At 70.1% G+C, this 16,917-nt stretch carries 14 protein-coding genes and 1 pseudogene; 8 read left to right on the top strand and 7 right to left on the bottom strand.

Annotated features, from left to right (window positions below; genetic code table 11):
* Nucleotides 1-238: 238 nt before the first annotated feature.
* Complete coding sequence (locus tag ACFZAX_RS03620) at nucleotides 239-1,012, top strand: GntR family transcriptional regulator (protein WP_390958718.1); 774 nt, start codon at nucleotides 239-241, stop codon at nucleotides 1,010-1,012.
* Nucleotides 1,009-1,563 carry a GNAT family N-acetyltransferase gene (locus tag ACFZAX_RS03625; RefSeq protein ID WP_390958720.1) on the top strand — a complete coding sequence of 185 codons (555 nt, stop codon included), beginning with the start codon at nucleotides 1,009-1,011 and terminating at the stop codon, nucleotides 1,561-1,563. Before ACFZAX_RS03620 ends, ACFZAX_RS03625 begins: the two co-directional genes overlap by 4 nt.
* A gap of 252 nt (nucleotides 1,564-1,815) precedes the next feature.
* Here the strand turns inward: ACFZAX_RS03625 and ACFZAX_RS03630 are convergent.
* Nucleotides 1,816-2,170 (bottom strand): annotated as a pseudogene (locus ACFZAX_RS03630) (site-specific integrase); the annotation flags it as partial.
* Nucleotides 2,171-2,205: 35 nt separating this feature from the next.
* Here ACFZAX_RS03630 and ACFZAX_RS03635 point away from each other — a divergent pair.
* Complete coding sequence (locus ACFZAX_RS03635) at nucleotides 2,206-2,406, top strand: hypothetical protein (RefSeq protein ID WP_390958722.1); 201 nt, start codon at nucleotides 2,206-2,208, stop codon at nucleotides 2,404-2,406.
* 503 nt (nucleotides 2,407-2,909) lie between these two features.
* Here ACFZAX_RS03635 and ACFZAX_RS03640 read toward each other — a convergent pair.
* Nucleotides 2,910-3,404, bottom strand: coding sequence for a hypothetical protein (locus ACFZAX_RS03640; protein ID WP_390958724.1), 495 nt, complete (start codon nucleotides 3,402-3,404; stop codon nucleotides 2,910-2,912).
* Nucleotides 3,405-3,463: 59 nt separating this feature from the next.
* Complete coding sequence (locus tag ACFZAX_RS03645) at nucleotides 3,464-5,884, bottom strand: AAA family ATPase (protein ID WP_390958726.1); 2,421 nt, start codon at nucleotides 5,882-5,884, stop codon at nucleotides 3,464-3,466.
* A gap of 399 nt (nucleotides 5,885-6,283) precedes the next feature.
* Between ACFZAX_RS03645 and ACFZAX_RS03650 the strand changes: the two genes are divergently transcribed.
* A complete protein-coding gene (locus ACFZAX_RS03650; protein WP_390958727.1) occupies nucleotides 6,284-6,517 on the top strand; it encodes a hypothetical protein in 234 nt (77 codons plus the stop codon).
* Between the two features lie 88 nt (nucleotides 6,518-6,605).
* Here the strand turns inward: ACFZAX_RS03650 and tatA are convergent, their stop codons facing one another.
* Both tatA and gltX read right to left on the bottom strand, forming a co-directional pair.
* Nucleotides 6,606-6,860 (bottom strand): Sec-independent protein translocase subunit TatA, encoded by a 255-nt coding sequence (gene tatA / locus ACFZAX_RS03655; protein WP_390958729.1) that lies wholly within the window; start codon nucleotides 6,858-6,860, stop codon nucleotides 6,606-6,608.
* A 125-nt stretch (nucleotides 6,861-6,985) separates the two neighbouring features.
* A complete protein-coding gene (gene gltX / locus ACFZAX_RS03660) occupies nucleotides 6,986-8,356 on the bottom strand; it encodes a glutamate--tRNA ligase (RefSeq protein WP_390959226.1) in 1,371 nt (456 codons plus the stop codon).
* A gap of 113 nt (nucleotides 8,357-8,469) precedes the next feature.
* On the opposite strand from gltX, the gene ACFZAX_RS03665 reads away from it, so the two are divergent.
* A complete protein-coding gene (locus ACFZAX_RS03665; RefSeq protein WP_390958730.1) occupies nucleotides 8,470-9,786 on the top strand; it encodes a helix-turn-helix transcriptional regulator in 1,317 nt (438 codons plus the stop codon).
* Between the two features lie 355 nt (nucleotides 9,787-10,141).
* On the opposite strand, the gene metG is transcribed toward ACFZAX_RS03665, so the two are convergent.
* On the bottom strand, nucleotides 10,142-11,914 hold the full coding sequence (gene metG / locus ACFZAX_RS03670; protein WP_390958731.1) for a methionine--tRNA ligase: 1,773 nt from the start codon (nucleotides 11,912-11,914) through the stop codon (nucleotides 10,142-10,144).
* 462 nt (nucleotides 11,915-12,376) lie between these two features.
* Between metG and ACFZAX_RS03675 the strand changes: the two genes are divergently transcribed.
* Nucleotides 12,377-13,171, top strand: coding sequence for a GDSL-type esterase/lipase family protein (locus ACFZAX_RS03675; RefSeq protein ID WP_390958733.1), 795 nt, complete (start codon nucleotides 12,377-12,379; stop codon nucleotides 13,169-13,171).
* 135 nt (nucleotides 13,172-13,306) lie between these two features.
* Here ACFZAX_RS03675 and ACFZAX_RS03680 read toward each other — a convergent pair whose 3' ends face one another.
* A complete protein-coding gene (locus ACFZAX_RS03680; RefSeq protein ID WP_390958735.1) occupies nucleotides 13,307-13,753 on the bottom strand; it encodes a nuclear transport factor 2 family protein in 447 nt (148 codons plus the stop codon).
* Nucleotides 13,754-14,013: 260 nt separating this feature from the next.
* Here ACFZAX_RS03680 and ACFZAX_RS03685 point away from each other — a divergent pair, with 260 nt between their 5' ends.
* Both ACFZAX_RS03685 and ACFZAX_RS03690 read left to right on the top strand, forming a co-directional pair.
* Nucleotides 14,014-15,885: a prolyl oligopeptidase family serine peptidase gene (locus ACFZAX_RS03685; protein ID WP_390958737.1), complete on the top strand. Its 1,872-nt coding sequence runs from the start codon at nucleotides 14,014-14,016 to the stop codon at nucleotides 15,883-15,885.
* A 97-nt stretch (nucleotides 15,886-15,982) separates the two neighbouring features.
* Nucleotides 15,983-16,864 (top strand): SURF1 family cytochrome oxidase biogenesis protein, encoded by an 882-nt coding sequence (locus tag ACFZAX_RS03690; protein ID WP_390958738.1) that lies wholly within the window; start codon nucleotides 15,983-15,985, stop codon nucleotides 16,862-16,864.
* Nucleotides 16,865-16,917 lie beyond the last annotated feature (53 nt).

Below are 16,917 nucleotides of genomic sequence, written 5' to 3' on the forward strand. Positions count from 1 at the left end.
AATCAATCGCACTCTGTTCAGTTGAAAAGGAACCGCCGCTTCCTTCGGGCTCACTCCCTCGCGGGACCCTCCGGGCGGTGGGGTGAATCGCAAGCAACCCGCCTTGAGGGGCATAGACCGCTTGCTCAACTTGTTGGTACAAGCTGATATGGAGATGCTGCCCCAGCGAGTGGGGCGCCGTCAAGCGATTGGGGACCACATGTACCAACAAGTTGAGCGGGTGCGTCATGATGGGCGCATGACCAAGCAGCCGAAGTACAGGCAGGTAGCCGACGCGCTGCGTCGCGAGATCGACAACGGGACGTATCCGCCGGGCTCGCGGCTGCCCTCCGAGAGCGACCTTTCAGCCCGGTTTGAGGCGTCTCGGAACACCGTGCGATCAGGGCTGAATCTGCTTGTCACTCAGGGGCTCGTGTCGTCCAGCCAGGGGCTCGGCTACGAGGTGACCAAGCACGAGGTGTTCGAGCTGAACGCATCACGGTTCGAGGACCTGACGTTCCCGCAGAACGGTGACGCGTACAACACAGATGTCACGAACGCCGGGCGCCGACCGAGTCAGACGTTCCGCGTGGAGCTCCAGCCCGCCCCTGCGTACGCAGCCGAGCGGCTGCTGGTGGCCGCCGGAGAAAAGACAGTTCTTCGGCACTGTCACCGGTTCGTAGACGACGTGCCATGGTCTACGCAGGCGACGCACTACCCGGCATGGCTCGTACAGAAGGGGCCACGACTCACCGAACCAGGTGACATCCCCGAGGGCACTACCCGATACCTGGCCTCCCTGGGGATCTCGCAGATCGGCTACTTCGACGAGATCGCGACCCGTATGCCGACCCCAGAGGAGGCGCGACTGCTGGAGATCGGTGCGGGGGTGCCAGTCCTTCTGTGGACACGTACGGGCTACTCAGATGAGGGCCCGGTGCGGTGCACAGTCACGACGTTCCGCGGCGACCTAAATCGGATGAACTACGAGATCGGCGACTTGTCCGCCCGAAGCGAGAGTGAGCCTCAGTGAGAATCGTTGACGCTCAGCCCGATGATGTGGCCAAGCTGCTCGCGTTCCGGGAGGAAGCAGCACGCTGGCTTACCACCCTCGGCTCCGATCAGTGGCAGCGCCCCTATCCGGCTGAGAGGCTGCTCGCCACGATCGAGGCCGGCACGGTGTTCATGGTGATGGACGGATCGACCACGGCCGCGACCATCACGCTCACCCCGGAAGCTGAAGACGGTCTCTGGTCGGAGAGTGAGCTGGCGGAGCCCTCAATGTTCATCAACAAGCTGACCGTGAGCCGGTCATACGCCGGCCGAGATGTTGGCGGTCGGCTGCTCGATTGGGCGGGTGCGCGTGCCCACGCTGCGGGCGCCGTGTGGCTGAGGCTCGACGCGTGGACCGCGAACGAGGGGCTTCAGCAGTACTACCTCCGGCACGGCTTCCGGCACGTGCGCACCGTTACCGGAGGAGGTGCGGTGAACGGCGGACCCCGGGTTTCTGGCTGGCTCGCTCAGCGTCCCGCCGTACCTAGTGACCATGGATTCACGGACGCGACGGCGTCGCCTGTGCTGTGATTCGGGGGGCCAAACGGGGGGCCAACTTCCGCGACCGGCGGAAGACTCTCCCGGACGGATACGGACTGGGTCCGCCACGGATGCAGCCATCCCGCCGGTGCGTCGCCACGTCAGCGGTCCTACGAATCGCGTTCGGGACGAAGAGGTCGTGGGTTCAAATCCCGCCACCCCGACAGCTGAAACACCAGGTGAGGCGCCTAGGAACGTTCCTAGGTGCCTCACCTGTTTCTGCATGCGTGTCTATCTGCGTGACTACCGCTCCGGAGCCGGAGGCGGAGGCGTGCCGAAGATTCCGTCCATGGCCGTCGCCGGCCCCGGTCCAGATCACCGGGCGGATCTGCTTCCGGTAGACCTCCTCGGTGACCGCGGTGCCGGAGTGCCCGACCAGCCGGAAGATCTCTTCGAGCGGGATGTCACGGTCAGACAGGATCGAAGCGAAGGGCGTCCGAGTCTCCCTCGTGGTCCGCTCGTGCGGCTTGAGCTCGATACCAGGCATCAGCGCGACACGGGCGAGGACTTTCCGGAACTCGCGTCGTACGTTCGCTGCGTCCGGCTCAGTCCCCATGGCCTAAGGGAAGACAAGCCCGTACTCCTGCCACTGATCACCAACCTCCTTGGGGCAGAACAGCTAGCCTGCGCGTCATGGACACGCCCGCCCGGCCCGACGGTCCCTTGTCCGACGCGGAGTTCGATCAGTTTCGCGATCTTCTCCACCGGTACTGCGCGCACGAGCTCGATCAGTGGGAGAGTTTGCAGGCCGAAACGCCGCATGGCCCCGTGTACGTGCTGCTTACACGCTCCCCGCTGGCCGGTACTCTTCCGGATGCGTACAGGCCGTTCTGACAACTCACTCGCCGCCTACTCGCCGCCGGGGGGAGCACGCTGGCGAGCGGCCCCCGACCGATGGAGGACCGGTCTCGCCCCCGGACATGTGCCCCCGTCGGCGGGGTATCGGTCCGCCGGGACCAGGCCACGAGGCGCGGCACGCTGTGCCGCCTGAGCTCCGGGTGCTCAGGCGCTGCGAACGGCTCAGGAAGTTCCGGCGCATCGGCCCGCATCGATGCCCGCGACGGAGGGTGGGGCGCGGTCGGCTCTGGCAGGCCATCCCGCTGGCCATCGGCGATGCCCGACCGTCGGTTGGGTCTCGGACGATGCTCCGAGCCGCCCCCGGACAGGCCGGGGATGAAACCATTCTCTACTGAGCTGGACACCTCGTAGCCGACCGCGCGCTTGCGACACTAGCGGCCCGTACCGACAACGTCAGCTGTACGGGGATCCGTTGGGGGAGGTGGATGCACTCGTTCGGGAGAACCCCGGAGGCCGGCAGGCGCGCCGAGGCGGCACGGTCACGGGTTGCCGGTGGCCGGAGGAGCGGCCGGTACGGCTCCGTGTCCCGGCGGCGGAGCGGGCTTGGGGATGGAGGGGGCCGTCCGTGGGCCCCTCGGGGGAGGTGCGCAGGCACTCGGCGCCGGTGCGGTGGTACGGCCGGCCGGAAGCCCTGGAGCCGGGACACGGGTGGTGACTGTGTCGGCGGGCGCCCTGTCGAGTGCGTCCAGCAGGGCGTTGACCTCCAGCAGACGTGTGTGGATCTCGGTCGGCACGGGGGGCAGTTCGGAGACGCGGTGGTGGCAGACACCGCTGAGCGCGGACCAGGTGAGGCGCCATCGCCGGGCGGTCTCGCGGTCCGTGTACTCCTCCAGACACAGCATGCGGTGCTTGGCGTTGCGCGTCATGCCGGGGGCGATCTTGCGCCAGAAGTCGTCCAACCGCTGGTCGAGGGCGAGGCGCAGCAGCATGGCGGCCGCGCGGGCGCGTGCGCCGGGGCCGAGCGTTCCCGCCACGCCCTTTCCTGGCTGCAGAAGGGTCTCGGCAGCGGATACGAGTGCGCGGGAGTCGTTCGTCACCGGGCACCGCCCTGCGGGACGGCCGTTCCACGGGTGCGGATGATCGCCTTGGCCAGCCTCTCCGTACGCGCCACGAGTTGCTTGCGGTCGTCCACCGTCGGCAGTCCCTGGTGGGAGCCGGAGTTGAGCTCGCCGATCAGGGCCCACCCTCCGGGGTGCAGGCTCTCGACCGCCGCCTGCGGATTCTGGAAGGCGTCTCCGAGCAGCGCCAGGGCCACGTACTCCTTGGTCCGGTCGAGCGGGGCGACTCGCTCCTCGATCTCCGCCATGCCGAGGCCATGGTCGTCCCGGAGTGTGCGGCGCGCGGTCTCGACGCAGGCGACTTCCAGGGCGCGTCGGCACATCGCCGGAATGACCCGGGCGACGACGTGCTGGGGCAGGTGCTGGTCGTAGGAGAGGTCACGGACCTCCTGGAGCGCCTGCTTGACGGGGTCGCTTCTCTTCTTCACGGAGACGACCGAGGCGGTTTCGCGTGAGATGTGGAGGATCGTCGCTCCGATGCCGAGGTGGGCGATGGCCTCCTCCAGGCGGGAGTCGTGGGTGAAGACGACCACCTGCCGGTGGCGGGCACAGTCGCTCAGGACGGCGGCCAGCCCTTCCACCTTCCGGGTGTCCATCGACTGCACGGGGTCGTCGATGACGAGGAAGCCGAACGGGCTGTCGTCGTGCGTCGCGCGCGGGATGAACAACGAGAGCGCCAACGAGTGCAGTTCGCCTTGGCTCATCACGCTGTACGCGGGTGCCTCGTGGTCGTCCACGGAGACGCCGAGCTGCACACTCCCCCGCGCGGCCGTGCCCTTCAGCTCGATGGAGCCGAGCGAGACACTGCTGCTCTCGCAGAGCTTCTTCCAGACGTCCTGGGACTGCTCGACGAACTTCGCCATCCGCTCGTCACGCAGTTCGTCCGTCAGGACTCGGAGCCAGTCCCGCGCGGCCTTGGCCTCCTTGCGCCGCTCAGCCGCCTCCGTGGCCTTCTCCGTCGCGTCGAGCCACTCGGTGAGCCGCACGGCCGCGGGCCGCCAGGCGGTGTTGCGGTCGGTGAGCGCACGGGCGGCCTCCTCGCCGACCTGCCTGCAGGCCGCGCCCAGCGCCGGAGCGACGCGTTCGACGTGGTTCGCCAGCTCGGTGGCGTCGGTAAGACTCCGGCAGCGAGTCCATTCGTGCCACAGACCAGCCAGTTCCGACTCTTCGCCCCGCAGGAGATCGGGGACCGGCTGCACCAGATCGTGTACGGTCCGCACCTCGTGGGCGAGCGAACGCCGGGTTTCCTCCGCTTCGGCCGCCTCCGTCCGGAGCCGCTCGATCTCCGTGCGCGCGCTGTCGGCCCACGCCTTGTCCAGCCGGTCCGTGGTGCCGCAGAGCGGGCAGTCGGTGTTCCGTGAGCGGCGTCGGTGCTCGATGGCGCTCTCCAGCAGCCCGGCGAGCCGCCGGGAGTCCTCGGCGTCGGAGTGCCGTGCGTCCTCGGCCGCTGCCGCTGCTTCCCGCAGCCGCGCCAACGCGCCGGCGAGCTCACGCTCGTCGGGGCCGGTCAGGGAGGCGAGTGCCCGGAGGCGGACATCGGTGCCCGCATCGGTGACCGCGTCGCGGTCGAGCAGGGCACGTACGGCACCGGGGTCGGCGGTACGTCCGCCGAGTGCCCGAGCCGCCTCGACCGCGCGCTGGTCGTCGAGCCCGGTCAGAGCCTCGACGGCGGCGGTTCTCAGGTCGCGGGGCCTCTTCTCGATGTCCGTGCACGCCTTGACGCGGGCCGCGAGCCGGTCGTCGATCTCGCCGAGTTGTCCGAGCCCGACGAACCGGGCGAGGGTGTTGTGCAGCGAGCTGAGTGTTCCGTCGACCATCGACCCCAGCTCGCTGTACGGCAGGAACGGGCGGTAGAGGGAGAGCACCGAGGCGTCGACGATCTCCTCCAGCTTCTGCTCCGTGCCGTCCGCGCGGATCACCTTCGTGTGCGCCTCGTGCACCTTCTCCCCGTACCAGGTGCGGCGCACGGTGACCGGGGCGCCGACGTCGTCGAGCGTGAGTTCTGCCGAGACGGACGACACCGCGGGGCTGTGCAGATTGCGCCACCCTTCCTTCCACACCACCGTGCGGGGCTTGCCGTTGCTCCCGTCCCAGCGGGCGTTGAGGCCCGTCAGCGCCATTTCGGCGGCCTCGGCGAAGCTCGATTTGCCGGTGCCGTTGCGACCAGCGACCACGGTCAGCCCGGGGCCGGGCGGAAGGTCGAGCGTGGTCTCGGGTCCGACGCCCCGCCAGCCCACCGCGGTGATGGAACGCAGGTATACGGGGCCGGCACGCCCGGTCTTCTCCGGGGGCGGATCCGGAAGCATCCCACGCAGCAGGTCGGCCGCTTCCGTCGCCAGTTCGGACGCGTCGAGGCGGGCGTTGATCAACTGATGCAGAGGGATGTCATCAGCCATGGTGGTTCTCCTCGCACGATCAGGCGGAAAGCACGGCGGGCCGCCACGCTGTTCACTACGAGATCTTGCAGACGTCACGTCGCCCATGTCCTGGAATTGGTGATAAGCGTTCCTCGGAGACGCGAATAGGCCGAATCACGCCATTGCGCTCGTCCCGCCAGGCGCGTGACTCCTGTCCACTTCACCGGAAGAGGGACCCACGACCGGGCGTCTCACAAGGGAGTTCGGCTGCATCGCTCATCACCGGGGCACCAGCGGAGGCAGTGACCGCAGGGGCGGGAGGGGCCATGGCGGAGGTTGCGTCGGCAGCGACGGCTGCGGTGACCTGCGCGGCAAGAAGACGTAGCGGTTGTTCCATGCTCCCCAAAGAGGCGCGGCACAGCCCGTAAAGTTGTGGGCATGGATCTTCACACTGCGACGATGTGGGAGACAGCCGAACTCGCCGGGGGGCCTGCCGACGGTCTTCGCATGCGGGTTCCCGACCAGCCCCCGGTGCTTCAGGTGACGCGTCCCTGCCGCGTCGAATCCCCGGACGGCGACGAATTCACGGTGGACGCGTTGTACGTGTACCGCCGCGACCCCTATGCGCAGGACGAACCCGTGGCCTATGGGTTCGACCCTGCCAGCCCCTGATCCGTAAGGTCCGGGACACGGCACGGACGCGCCCCCTGTCCCGCGGTCGCTGAGGACCGGCGGGGCAGGGGGCGCGGGCGTCGCGGGGTCAGCCGTCCGTGGGTCGCGGCTCCGCCGCCATCGCGGCGGCGGGCGCCGACGCGGGCTGGGCGGTGGCCGGGGCCTGGGTGGCGGCCGGGGCGGGGGCGGGGTCGTTCTTCATCGCCTGCGCCTCGCTCTTCAGGATGCGCGCCGACTTGCCCAGGGCCCGAGCGGCCTCCGGAAGCTTCTTCGATCCGAACAGCGCGATGACCACGACCGCCAGGATCAGCACGTGCCAGGGTTCCAGTCCATTGCGGAGCATGCCGAGCCCGCCTTCCTCGTGTCGGCCGTGGGCGCTCGCACGCCGCCCGCCCGGCCAGATGGTTGCTGCTTGAACGCAACGGTACAAGAAGCACGGGCGGACGGCGGGGCCCGCCCGTACTGGATTTACGCCTGTGCGGCCAGTTTCTCGGACGCCGCGTCCAGCCGGCCGAGGACCCGCTCGCGGCCGAGGAGCTCCATGGACTCGAAGAGCGGCAGCCCGACCGTACGGCCGGTGAGGGCGACGCGGATGGGCGCCTGCGCCTTGCCCAGCTTCATCCCGTGCTGCTCACCGACCGCGACCAGCGCCGACTTCAGGTCGTCCGCCTGCCATGGAGTGGTTTCCAGCGCTCCACGGGCGTCCCGCAGAATGGCGTCCGCGCCGGGCTTCATGGCCTTGGTCCAGGAGGCCTCGTCACGGACCGGCTCGGCCAGGAAAAGGAAGTCGACGCAGGCGGTGATCTCGGACAGGACGGTCAGCCGGGTCTGCGCGAGCGGGGCCGCCGCCTCGAAGACGGCCGTGTCGAAGGCGTCCGGGGCCCAGGGCGCGTGCGGAGCGATCAGCCACGGTGCGCAGGCCGCGGCGAACTGCTCCGGAGCGAGGGCGCGGATGTACTCGCCGTTGAAGGCGGTCAGCTTCTTCACGTCGAAGAACGCCGGTGAGGTGTTGACGTCCTCGATGCGGAAGAGCTGCTCCATCTCCTCGTAGGGGAGGATTTCCCGGTCGCCGCCGGGGCCCCAGCCGAGCAGCATGAGGTAGTTGACCATCGCCTCGGGGAGGAAGCCCTCGGCGAGGTAGTCCTCCAGGGCCACCTTGTCGCGGCGCTTGGAGAGCTTCTGGCGCTTCTCGTTGACGATCACCGGGAGGTGCGCCCAACGGGGCGGTTCGGCGCCGAGCGCTTCCCACAGCAACTGCTGCTTCGGGGTGTTGGAAAGGTGCTCCTCCCCCCGGACCACCAGGGTGACGCCCTCGTCGAGGTCGTCCACGACGTTGGCGATCAGGAAGACCGGGGAGCCGTCGCCCCGGGCGATCACGAAGTCCTCGATGGCACTGTTCGGGAACGCGGGCTCGCCGCGTACCAGGTCGACCACGACGGTCTCGCCCTCGTCCGGGGTACGGAAGCGCAGCGCCCGTCCTTCCTCGTGGACCAGGCCGCGGTCTCGGCAGTGGCCGTCGTATCCGAGGTGCTCCGAGCCGGTGCGCTCCTTGAGCTGCTCGCGTGTGCAGTCGCAGTAGTACGCGCGGCCTGCGTCGTACAGCCGCAGGCCGGCCTCGGTGTGGCGGGCGGCGTTGTGCGACTGGAAGTAGGGGCCCTCGAAGGCCGGGTCGTCCTCGTGGATGCCGATGGCGGCCAGGGCGTTGATGATGCCGTCGGTCCACTCGGGCTTGTTGCGCGCCGCGTCGGTGTCTTCGACGCGCAGGACGAAGGTGCCGCCCGACTGCCGGGCCACGGCCCAGTTGTAGAGGGCGGAGCGGGCGCCGCCGACATGGAACATGCCGGTGGGGGACGGGGCGAAACGGACACGGACCGGAGCATCAGACATACCGCCCACCCTACCGACGGGCCGCGAGCCCCGGGCCCCCGCTGTCCACAGAGCTACTCTGCGAGATGACCACCGGATATCGTGATCAGCACAGTTGTGCGCGCGGCAGCAAGGGGGCGGGGACCATTGTTCGAGCCCACACCCGGCCGGAGACACCGCTGAACGCCAGCGGGTTCCGCCCGACGGGCGGCGCGTCCGGCGAGCCGGGCGCCGGAGAGACCGGGACGACCGAGAACGCGCTGCTCACGCTGCTCGGGCTCGACCCGCTGGAGGACGCCCTCTACCGGCTCCTGGTGGACCGCCCCGACAGCGAGCCCGCGCTGCTGACCAAGGAACTGGCCGCTCCCCTCACGGCCGTGCGCGACGCCCTGGAGTCCCTGGTGGTGCGTGGCCTCGCCAGTTCCGCCTCCCCCGGAGGGGGCGCACCGCGCTACCGGGCGGCCTCCCCCGCACTCGCCCTCGGCCCGCTCCTGGAGTCCCGGCGGTCCTCCCTGCACCGGGTCGAGTCCCTGATGGCCACCCTCGCCGAGCGCCACCGCTCCGCCCAGGCCCACGCTTCGGGGGCCCCGGTCGAGGTGCTTTCGGGGGTGGCGGCCATCCGCCGCAGGCTGCTGCTGATGCAGGAGCAGGCCACCAGCGAGGTGTGCAACCTGATGCCGCTCGCGCAGCCCGGGCACTCCGTGATCACCCACGAGGACAACCACGCGGAGATCGAGGGCGCTCTCATGCGGCGCGGGATCGCGCTGCGGTCCGTCATCGAGCGCGACTGGCTGGACAGCCCGGAAGTCTCGGCCGCCCTGGACGCCTACGTCGCCCAGGGCCAGCAGATCTCCGTGGTGGACAAGCTGCCGATCAAACTGGTCATCGTCGACCGGCAGATCGCACTGCTCCCGCTCGATCCGGAACGCGAGGAGATCGAGCCGGTCGCTCTCGTGGTCCACCGCACCGGGCTGCTCGTCGCCCTCAGCTCCCTCTTCGAGGCGCAGTTCGAGCGGGGCACGCTGCTGCGCCCCGCCGGCACGGCCTCGGTTCCCGAGGACGCCTCCGGCACCCTCCCCGATCCCACCGACCGCAGAATCCTCGTCCTGCTGCACCTCGGACTGACGGATTCAGCCATCGCCCGCCAGCTCGGCATGGGCCATCGCACCGTGCAGCGCCGCCTCCAGAGGCTCATGGCGCAGGTCAGGGCGTCCACCCGTTTCCAGCTCGGGTGGCACGCGGCGCGGAACGGCTGGCTGGAGAACGCGCCGGCCGACGACCAGCTTCGGCCGGTGCAGTCCGTCCCGCCGGACCCGTCCGTCACGTCCGTCCCGCCGGTCCCGCCGACGTCAGAGGTGCCGCAGGTACCGCAGGTACCGCAGGTGGACAACGGCGATTCCTGAGGCGCGTTTACGCCCTGGCGCGTTCACGCCAATGCCAACTCCTGTACGGGATCCGGGGGATGGCGAACGATCTAGGTGCCGGGCACAGGGACTCCCCATAGCCCCTGCGCCCGGCTTTCCCGCCAAGCCCTACCTTTTCGTTGCCCGGCATTCTCGCTGCCCGGCGTTTTCGCTGCCAGCATTGACGGCACGGCATTTCCGCTGCGCCCGACAGTTCCCTCCCGCCCGGCGTCCTCGTCCGCCCGCGGACTCCCGGGACACGGTCGGGACCGAGCCGGCCACCGGCACGTGCGGGCCAGCCTCTACGGACGACGGACGACGGACGACAACCAACGGACGGCGGACGGCGGACGGCTCAGGCGCCGAAGCGGGTGCGGTACGACTCCAGGTCCTCGTCCGTGATCTTGGAAAAGAGCAGGGGCGGCACCGCGAAGGGGGTTCCGGCCGGCAGGAAGTCCAGCGTCCGGGCCTCGTCCGCCGTGACCCAGGTCGCGTCGGCCCACCCGCCCGGGCGGCCCTCCACCGGGGTGAACACGGCGCGCAGGGCAGCGGCCGTGGCCGGCACGACGGGTTCGGAGACGATCGCGTGCACCCGGACGAGATTCATGGCCGTACGCAGGGTCAGGGCCGCGCCCTCCGGGTCGGTCTTCGTCTCCCGCCAGGGCTCCTTCTCGGCGAGGTAGGCGTTGCCCAGCGCCCACAGGGAACGCAGGGCGGCCGCCGCCTTGCGGAAGCGGAGGCCCGACAGGTGCTCCTCGTACTCGGCGAGCAGCCGCGCGGCCTCGGCGCCGAGCCGCGCCTCCGGCTCACCGGCGGCCCGTCCGGCCGGGACCGTGTCGCCGTACTTCTTCCGTGAGAGGGCAAGGGTGCGGTTGACGAAGTTGCCGAGGGTGTCCGCGAGGTCCTTGTTGACCGAGGCGGCGAAGTGCTCCCAGGTGAAGGAGGAGTCGTCGGATTCGGGGGCGTGGGCGACGAGGTAGTAGCGCCAGTAGTCGGCGGGCAGCACCTCCAGAGCGTCGGCGGTGAAGACCCCGCGCCGCGCGGAGGTGGAGAACTTCCCGCCGTAGTAGGTGAGCCAGTTGAAGCCTTTGACGATGTCGGCCTTCTTCCATGGTTCGCGCACGCCGAGTTCGGTGGCGGGGAACATCACGGTGTGGAAGGGGACGTTGTCCTTGCCCATGAACTGGGTGTAGCGGACGGAGTCCTCGGCCTCGTACCACCAGCTTCGCCAGTCGCGGCGGGCAACCGGGGTGACCGGCGAGGCCGGGACGGCCGGACCTTCCGGCTCGGCCGACGCGGCCTCGGCCCACTCCCTCGTGGCGCCGATGTAGGCGATCGGGGCGTCGAACCAGACGTAGAAGACCTTGCCCTCGGCCGCCAACCCGGGCCAGGTGTCGGCAGGTACCGGTACACCCCACTCCAGGTCGCGGGTGATGGCCCGGTCGCGGAGTCCTTCGGTCAGCCACTTGCGCGCGATCGAGGTGGACAGGTGCGGCCAGGTATCGGCCACGGCGTCGATCCATGCCTCGACCTCCTGCTGGAGCCGGGACTGGAGGAGGAAGAGGTGGCGGGTCTCGCGCACCTCCAGGTCGGTGGAGCCGCTGATCGCGGAGTGGGGATGCAGCAGGTCCGTGGGGTCGAGGACGCGTGTGCAGTTCTCGCACTGGTCGCCGCGTGCCCGTTCGTCCCCGCAGTGCGGACAGGTGCCTTCCACGTAGCGGTCCGGCAGGAAGCGCCCGTCCGCCGGTGAGTACACCTGGCGGACCGAGCGCTCCTCGATGAAACCGTTCTCGTTGAGGCGGCGTGCGAAGTGCTGGGTGAGCTCGGCGTTCTGCGGCGAGGAACTGCGGCCGAAGTGGTCGAAGGAGAGGGCGTATCCGTCGTACACGGCCTTCTGCGCCGCATGCGCCCGTGCGCAGAATTCGGCGACCGGGAGTCCGGCCGCGTGGGCGGCCAGTTCCGCCGGGGTGCCGTGTTCGTCGGTGGCGCAGATGAAGAGGACCTCGTGCCCGGTCAGCCGGAGGTACCGGGCGTACACGTCGGCCGGAAGCATCGACCCGACCATGTTGCCCAGGTGCTTGATCCCGTTGATGTACGGAAGGGCGCTGGTGATCAGGTGTCGGGGCATGCTGGCTGCTTCCTTCTTCAGTCCGGTACGGGCCGGTCCGGCAGGGCCACCGCGCGGACGCGTACGCACCACGGAGCGTGACCACGACGTGGCGCCCCCGGTCGGTACGGCCGGGGCGGGGCGTCCTCGGTGGGCGCCATCGTAGGCAGGGCACGACCCACCCGTGCGAGTGGTTTTCGGCGGGACGTCAGGGCCGCGCACTTGCCCGAACGCCTCCACCGGGCCCGCCGGAAGCCACCCCGCCACCGCAGCGCGCACGCCCGCGCTGCGCCCCCAAGTGCACCGATTTTGACCAGCGTTCAGGGTTTATCTACGCGCGGAGCTACGCCCACCGAACGATCATTCGGGCATATCAGACGACTTCTCGCGAGGCCGCTACCGGTCGGTACTTCGAGCTGCTAAAAACTGTCTGCGCCACGAACTCCCCTCGCACCCCCCACCCTTCCGAAGGGGCCACCGGCCATGTCAGTGCGTAGATTCTGGGCATCCTTTTCCACTCTGGCCATCGCGGCCGTCGCCGCACTGGGAGCCGCTCAGCCGGCCTCCGCCGCTACGGGCGGTTACGTCGCTCTCGGCGACTCCTACTCCTCCGGAGTGGGCGCCGGCAGCTACATCTCGGACAGTGGCGACTGCCACCGTTCGACGAAGGCGTATCCGTACCTCTGGGCCGCCGCCAACTCCCCGTCCTCCTTCGCCTTCGTCGCGTGTTCCGGCGCGACGACATCGACCGTCGCCGGCAGCCAGCTGAGCGCGCTCAGCTCGTCGACCGCACTGGTCAGCATCTCGGTGGGCGGCAACGACGTCGGCTTCGCCGATGTCATGCAGACCTGCGTCCTGTCGAGCGAGGCCACCTGCATCAGCAGCGTGAACGCGGCCGTCACCAAGGCGCAGAACGTCCTGCCGGGCAGCCTCGACTCCCTCTACGGCTCCATCCACGCCAAGGCCCCTTCGGCGCACGTGGTCGTGCTGAGCTACCCCCACTTCTACAAGATCTCCGGCAGCTGCATCCTCGGCCTGAGTGAGAACGCGCGGAAGGCGATCAACAACGGTGCGGACGTACTGAACTCCGTCATCGCCAAGCGCGCGGCCAACGCCGGATTCACCTACTCCAGCGTGGTGGACGAGTTCACCGGCCACGAACTCTGCTCGGGCGACGCCTGGCTCAACAGCGTCACGCTGCCGGTCTACAACTCCTACCACCCGAAGGCCGCCGGCCAGTCGGGCGGCTACCTGCCCGCCTTCAAGTCGGCTCTCTAGCAGCCCGCTCCAGCAGCCGAACCGCCGACGACCCGCACAGCGCCACCCCCCACCCGCACAGGGCTCCTCCGCCGCAGGCAGGCGCGGGGGCCCTGTGCCGTGCGACGCGTCACGCCGTCGAACGCGCCCCGGCCGTCAGACGCGCTCGACGAGGTATTCGCGCCCGGTCGGCGGCTCGTACGGCTCCGGCCAGAAGTCGGTGACGGCGGTGATACGGCCCCTGGTGTCGAACGAGAAGAAGTGGATGCCGTCCAACTCCGCACCTCCCACCGTGAAGAGCGTGCGCGCCGCCGCCTGGCCACCGAGCCCGGCCCCGCCCGCTCCGGCCGGATGCTCGGGCAGGTCGGCAACGATCCGGTCGATACGTACGTGCCAGTCGCCCGGGTACTCCCGGTTGAACCGGACGCATCTCTCCTTGCCCCGGACCACCTCGCGGGTCTGCGGCACTTCGTACACCACGTCGTCGTCGAGCGTGGCCGCGAACGCCTCCCAGTCACGGGCGTCGGCGGCGGTCCAGTACGTCTCCACGGCCTTGCGCAGAACAGCGGTCGAGACCGTGCCCGCGCTCATCTCTGCAGTCATGGAAGGAGTCTGGACCCCACCACTGACAATCGCGCTGACCTGCGCAGACGGTGAACAACGCCCGCAACCCGGCAGGAAGGGCGGCCCTTGGAGAGCCGTAGGTCGGTTGCCGGGCATTCCCAGGGGTCATTCCCAGGGGTCGTTCCCAGGAGTTCCGCGCTGCCCGTTGTCCCCAAGGGCCCGCACCCTCACATCCGGGTGGTTCTCCGCTTCCGGGAAGGGCCGTGCACCGGATCCTCGCCATCGGGTTTGATGGGGGCATGAGTAGCGCAGATGCCATGCCCGACTGGGAGAAGCGGTTCCGTGCACCGCGCGTCTCCCTGCCCGACTGGGCGGAGGACGCCCCGGACCGCAGCCTGTTCGTGTCCAATGCGACCGGTACGTACGAGATCTACGCGTGGGACCGGAAGACCGGCGAGCAGCGCATGGTCACGAACCGGCCGGACGGCACCACGGACGCGGTGCTCTCGCCCGACGGCGAGTGGATCTGGTGGTTCGACGACGGCCGCAGCTCCGACGATCCGGACGCACCGTCGTACGGGGACGAGTTCGGCGTGTGGATGCGGCAGCCGTTCGGTGGCGGCGAGGACGTTCCGGCGGCGCCGGGTCTCGAGCCGTCGTATCCGGCGGGTCTCGCGATCGGGCGGGACGGCAGCGCGGTCGTCGGGCGGTCCACCGACGAGGACGGGACCACGATCCATCTGGCGCGGCCGGGTGGCGCGGGGGACGTGGAGATCTACCGGCACCGCGAGTCGGCAGGTGTCGGTGATCTGTCGTACGACGGCAGCCTGATCGCCCTGGAGCACACGGAGCACGGCGACGCGATGCATTCGGCGCTGCGGGTGGTGCGGCCGGACGGCTCGACGGTGGCCGAGCTCGACGACACCGAGGGCGGTACGAAGGAGCTGGGTCTGGCGGTGATGGGGTTCGCTCCCGTCGCCGGTGACACCCGGCTGCTGGTCGGGCACCAGCGGCGGGGCCGCTGGGAGCCGATGATCTGGGACCCGGTCGCGGGCACGGAGACGGAGCTGGCGATCGATCTGCCCGGCGACGTGAGTGCCGAGTGGTATCCGGACGCCTCCGCGATCCTGGTCGAGCACGGCTTCGAGGCCCGCAGTGAGCTGTGGCGCCTTGAGCCGGGCGGGTCGGCGCCGGTGCGGGTGGAGACGCCCGCCGGCTCGGTGTCGGGTGCCACGGCCCGCCCGGACGGGACGGTGGAGTACCTCTGGTCCTCGGCGGCCCTGCCGCCGGTCGTCCGCTCGACCACGGGCTCGGTGGTGCTGGACCCGCCGGGGCTGAAAGCCCCCGTCTCGGTGCCGGTGCGGGACGCGTGGGTGGAGGGGCCGGGCGGGCGGGTGCACGCGCTGGTGCAGACGCCGGCCTCGGGCGAGGGGCCGTTCCCGACGGTCTTCGAGATCCACGGCGGGCCGACGTGGCACGACAGCGACGCGTTCGCTTCCGGTCCGGCGGCCTGGGTGGACCACGGCTTCGCGGTCGTACGGGTGAACTACCGGGGCTCGACGGGGTACGGCCGGGCCTGGACCGACGCACTGAAGCACCGGGTCGGGCTGATCGAGCTGGAGGACATCGCGGCGGTCCGGGAGTGGGCGGTCGAGTCGGGTCTCGCCGATCCGGACCGGCTGGTCCTGGCCGGTGGGTCCTGGGGCGGCTATCTGACCCTGCTCGGTCTCGGCACCCAGCCGGAGGCCTGGGCCCTGGGGCTGGCGGCCGTGCCGGTCGCGGACTACGTCACGGCGTACCACGACGAGATGGAGGCCCTGAAGGCGATGGACCGCACCCTGCTGGGCGGCACCCCGGAGGAGGTTCCCGAGCGGTTCGAGGCGTCGTCGCCGCTGACGTACGTGGACGCGGTGCGCGCGCCGGTCTACATCTCGGCGGGCGTCAACGATCCGCGCTGTCCCATCCGTCAGGTGGAGAACTACGTGGACCGGCTGAAGGCCCGGGGCGCGGTGCACGAGGTCTACCGCTACGACGCTGGTCACGGGTCGCTCGTGGTGGAGGAGCGGATCAAGCAGGTGGGTCTGGAGCTGGACTTCGCGCTGCGGCATCTGCCGAAGCCCACACCGGGAACGGCCGCGGCGACCACCGCTACGGCGGTCCCCGGGGAGTAGCCGGGCACCCGCGCCGGGACCGGGGCGCCCCTGTAAGGGCCGGATAAATGGGCGCCCCCGCTCCCGGCCGTCCGGGTGGGGACCGTACGGTTATGGGGTGTACCGGTTCCTGCTGACCCCGCGATGGTGGGGGATCAACCTCTTCGTCGTGCTGGCCATTCCGTTCTGCGTGTTCATGGGCACCTGGCAGCTCGGCCGTTTCGAGGACCGCGTGCAGTCGCACGAACAGGCCGAGAAGCAGCCGGACCCGGGCACCCGCGAGGCGAAGCCGCTGGACTCGCTGTTGCCCGTGGACACGGTCACGTCGGGCCGTCCCGCCACGGCGACGGGGACGTTCGCGGACCAGTTCCTGGTCCCGGGGCGCGAGCTGGACGACCGTGACGGCTTCTACGTCCTGGACCTGCTGCGTACGGACGGCGGCAAGGCGCTGCCCGTCGTACGCGGCTGGATGCCCGGCGAGCCGGAGCGCGCGCGGGAGAACAACACGGTTCCCCCGGCGCCCACCGGTGAGATCACGGTGACCGGCGACCTCCAGGCGTCGGAGAGCGCCACCAGCTCCGGCGTGAACAACGCGGGCGGCCTTCCCGACGGGGAGCTCGGCATCATCAGCGCGGCGACGCTGGTGAACCTCGTGCCGTACGACGTGTACGACGCCTGGGTCACGCTCCCCGCGAGCGGCATCGGCGGCGCGGACGACTCCGGCAACGGCATGAAGGCGGTTCCGGCGGCGGCGGTGGAGGGCAGCGGTCTCGACCTGAAGGCCTTCCAGAACCTGGGCTACACCGGGGAGTGGTTCGTCTTCGCCGCGTTCGTGCTCTTCATGTGGTTCCGCCTGCTGCGGCGCGAGGCCGAAGCGGCCCGGGACATCGCCCTGGGCCTGGTCCCCGACCCGGCCGGCGCCGCCCCGTCAACGCCGGTCGCTCCTGAACCGGGTGAACCCGTCGGCACCGCGTCCGGGACTCCGCCGCGCAGCGGATGACCCCGTCTGCTGCCAGGAGGGGGCAGCGTCAGCGCGCCCAGCATGATCCGGAC

The sequence above is a fragment of the Streptomyces sp. NPDC008125 genome (assembly GCF_042957125.1).
In the GTDB taxonomy this organism is placed as follows: domain Bacteria; phylum Actinomycetota; class Actinomycetes; order Streptomycetales; family Streptomycetaceae; genus Streptomyces.

Excerpts from the sequence above, each read along its gene's own strand:
- ACFZAX_RS03620 (WP_390958718.1), top strand. The coding sequence starts at position 239 with ATGACCAAGCAGCCGAAGTACAGGCAGGTAGCCGACGCGCTGCGTCGC.
- ACFZAX_RS03635 (WP_390958722.1), top strand. The coding sequence starts at position 2,206 with ATGGACACGCCCGCCCGGCCCGACGGTCCCTTGTCCGACGCGGAGTTC.
- ACFZAX_RS03645 (WP_390958726.1), bottom strand. The coding sequence starts at position 5,884 with ATGGCTGATGACATCCCTCTGCATCAGTTGATCAACGCCCGCCTCGAC.
- ACFZAX_RS03650 (WP_390958727.1), top strand. The coding sequence starts at position 6,284 with ATGGATCTTCACACTGCGACGATGTGGGAGACAGCCGAACTCGCCGGG.
- tatA (WP_390958729.1), bottom strand. The coding sequence starts at position 6,860 with ATGCTCCGCAATGGACTGGAACCCTGGCACGTGCTGATCCTGGCGGTC.
- gltX (WP_390959226.1), bottom strand. The coding sequence starts at position 8,356 with ATGTTCCATGTCGGCGGCGCCCGCTCCGCCCTCTACAACTGGGCCGTG.
- ACFZAX_RS03665 (WP_390958730.1), top strand. The coding sequence starts at position 8,470 with ATGACCACCGGATATCGTGATCAGCACAGTTGTGCGCGCGGCAGCAAG.
- metG (WP_390958731.1), bottom strand. The coding sequence starts at position 11,914 with ATGCCCCGACACCTGATCACCAGCGCCCTTCCGTACATCAACGGGATC.
- ACFZAX_RS03675 (WP_390958733.1), top strand. The coding sequence starts at position 12,377 with ATGTCAGTGCGTAGATTCTGGGCATCCTTTTCCACTCTGGCCATCGCG.
- ACFZAX_RS03680 (WP_390958735.1), bottom strand. The coding sequence starts at position 13,753 with ATGACTGCAGAGATGAGCGCGGGCACGGTCTCGACCGCTGTTCTGCGC.
- ACFZAX_RS03685 (WP_390958737.1), top strand. The coding sequence starts at position 14,014 with ATGAGTAGCGCAGATGCCATGCCCGACTGGGAGAAGCGGTTCCGTGCA.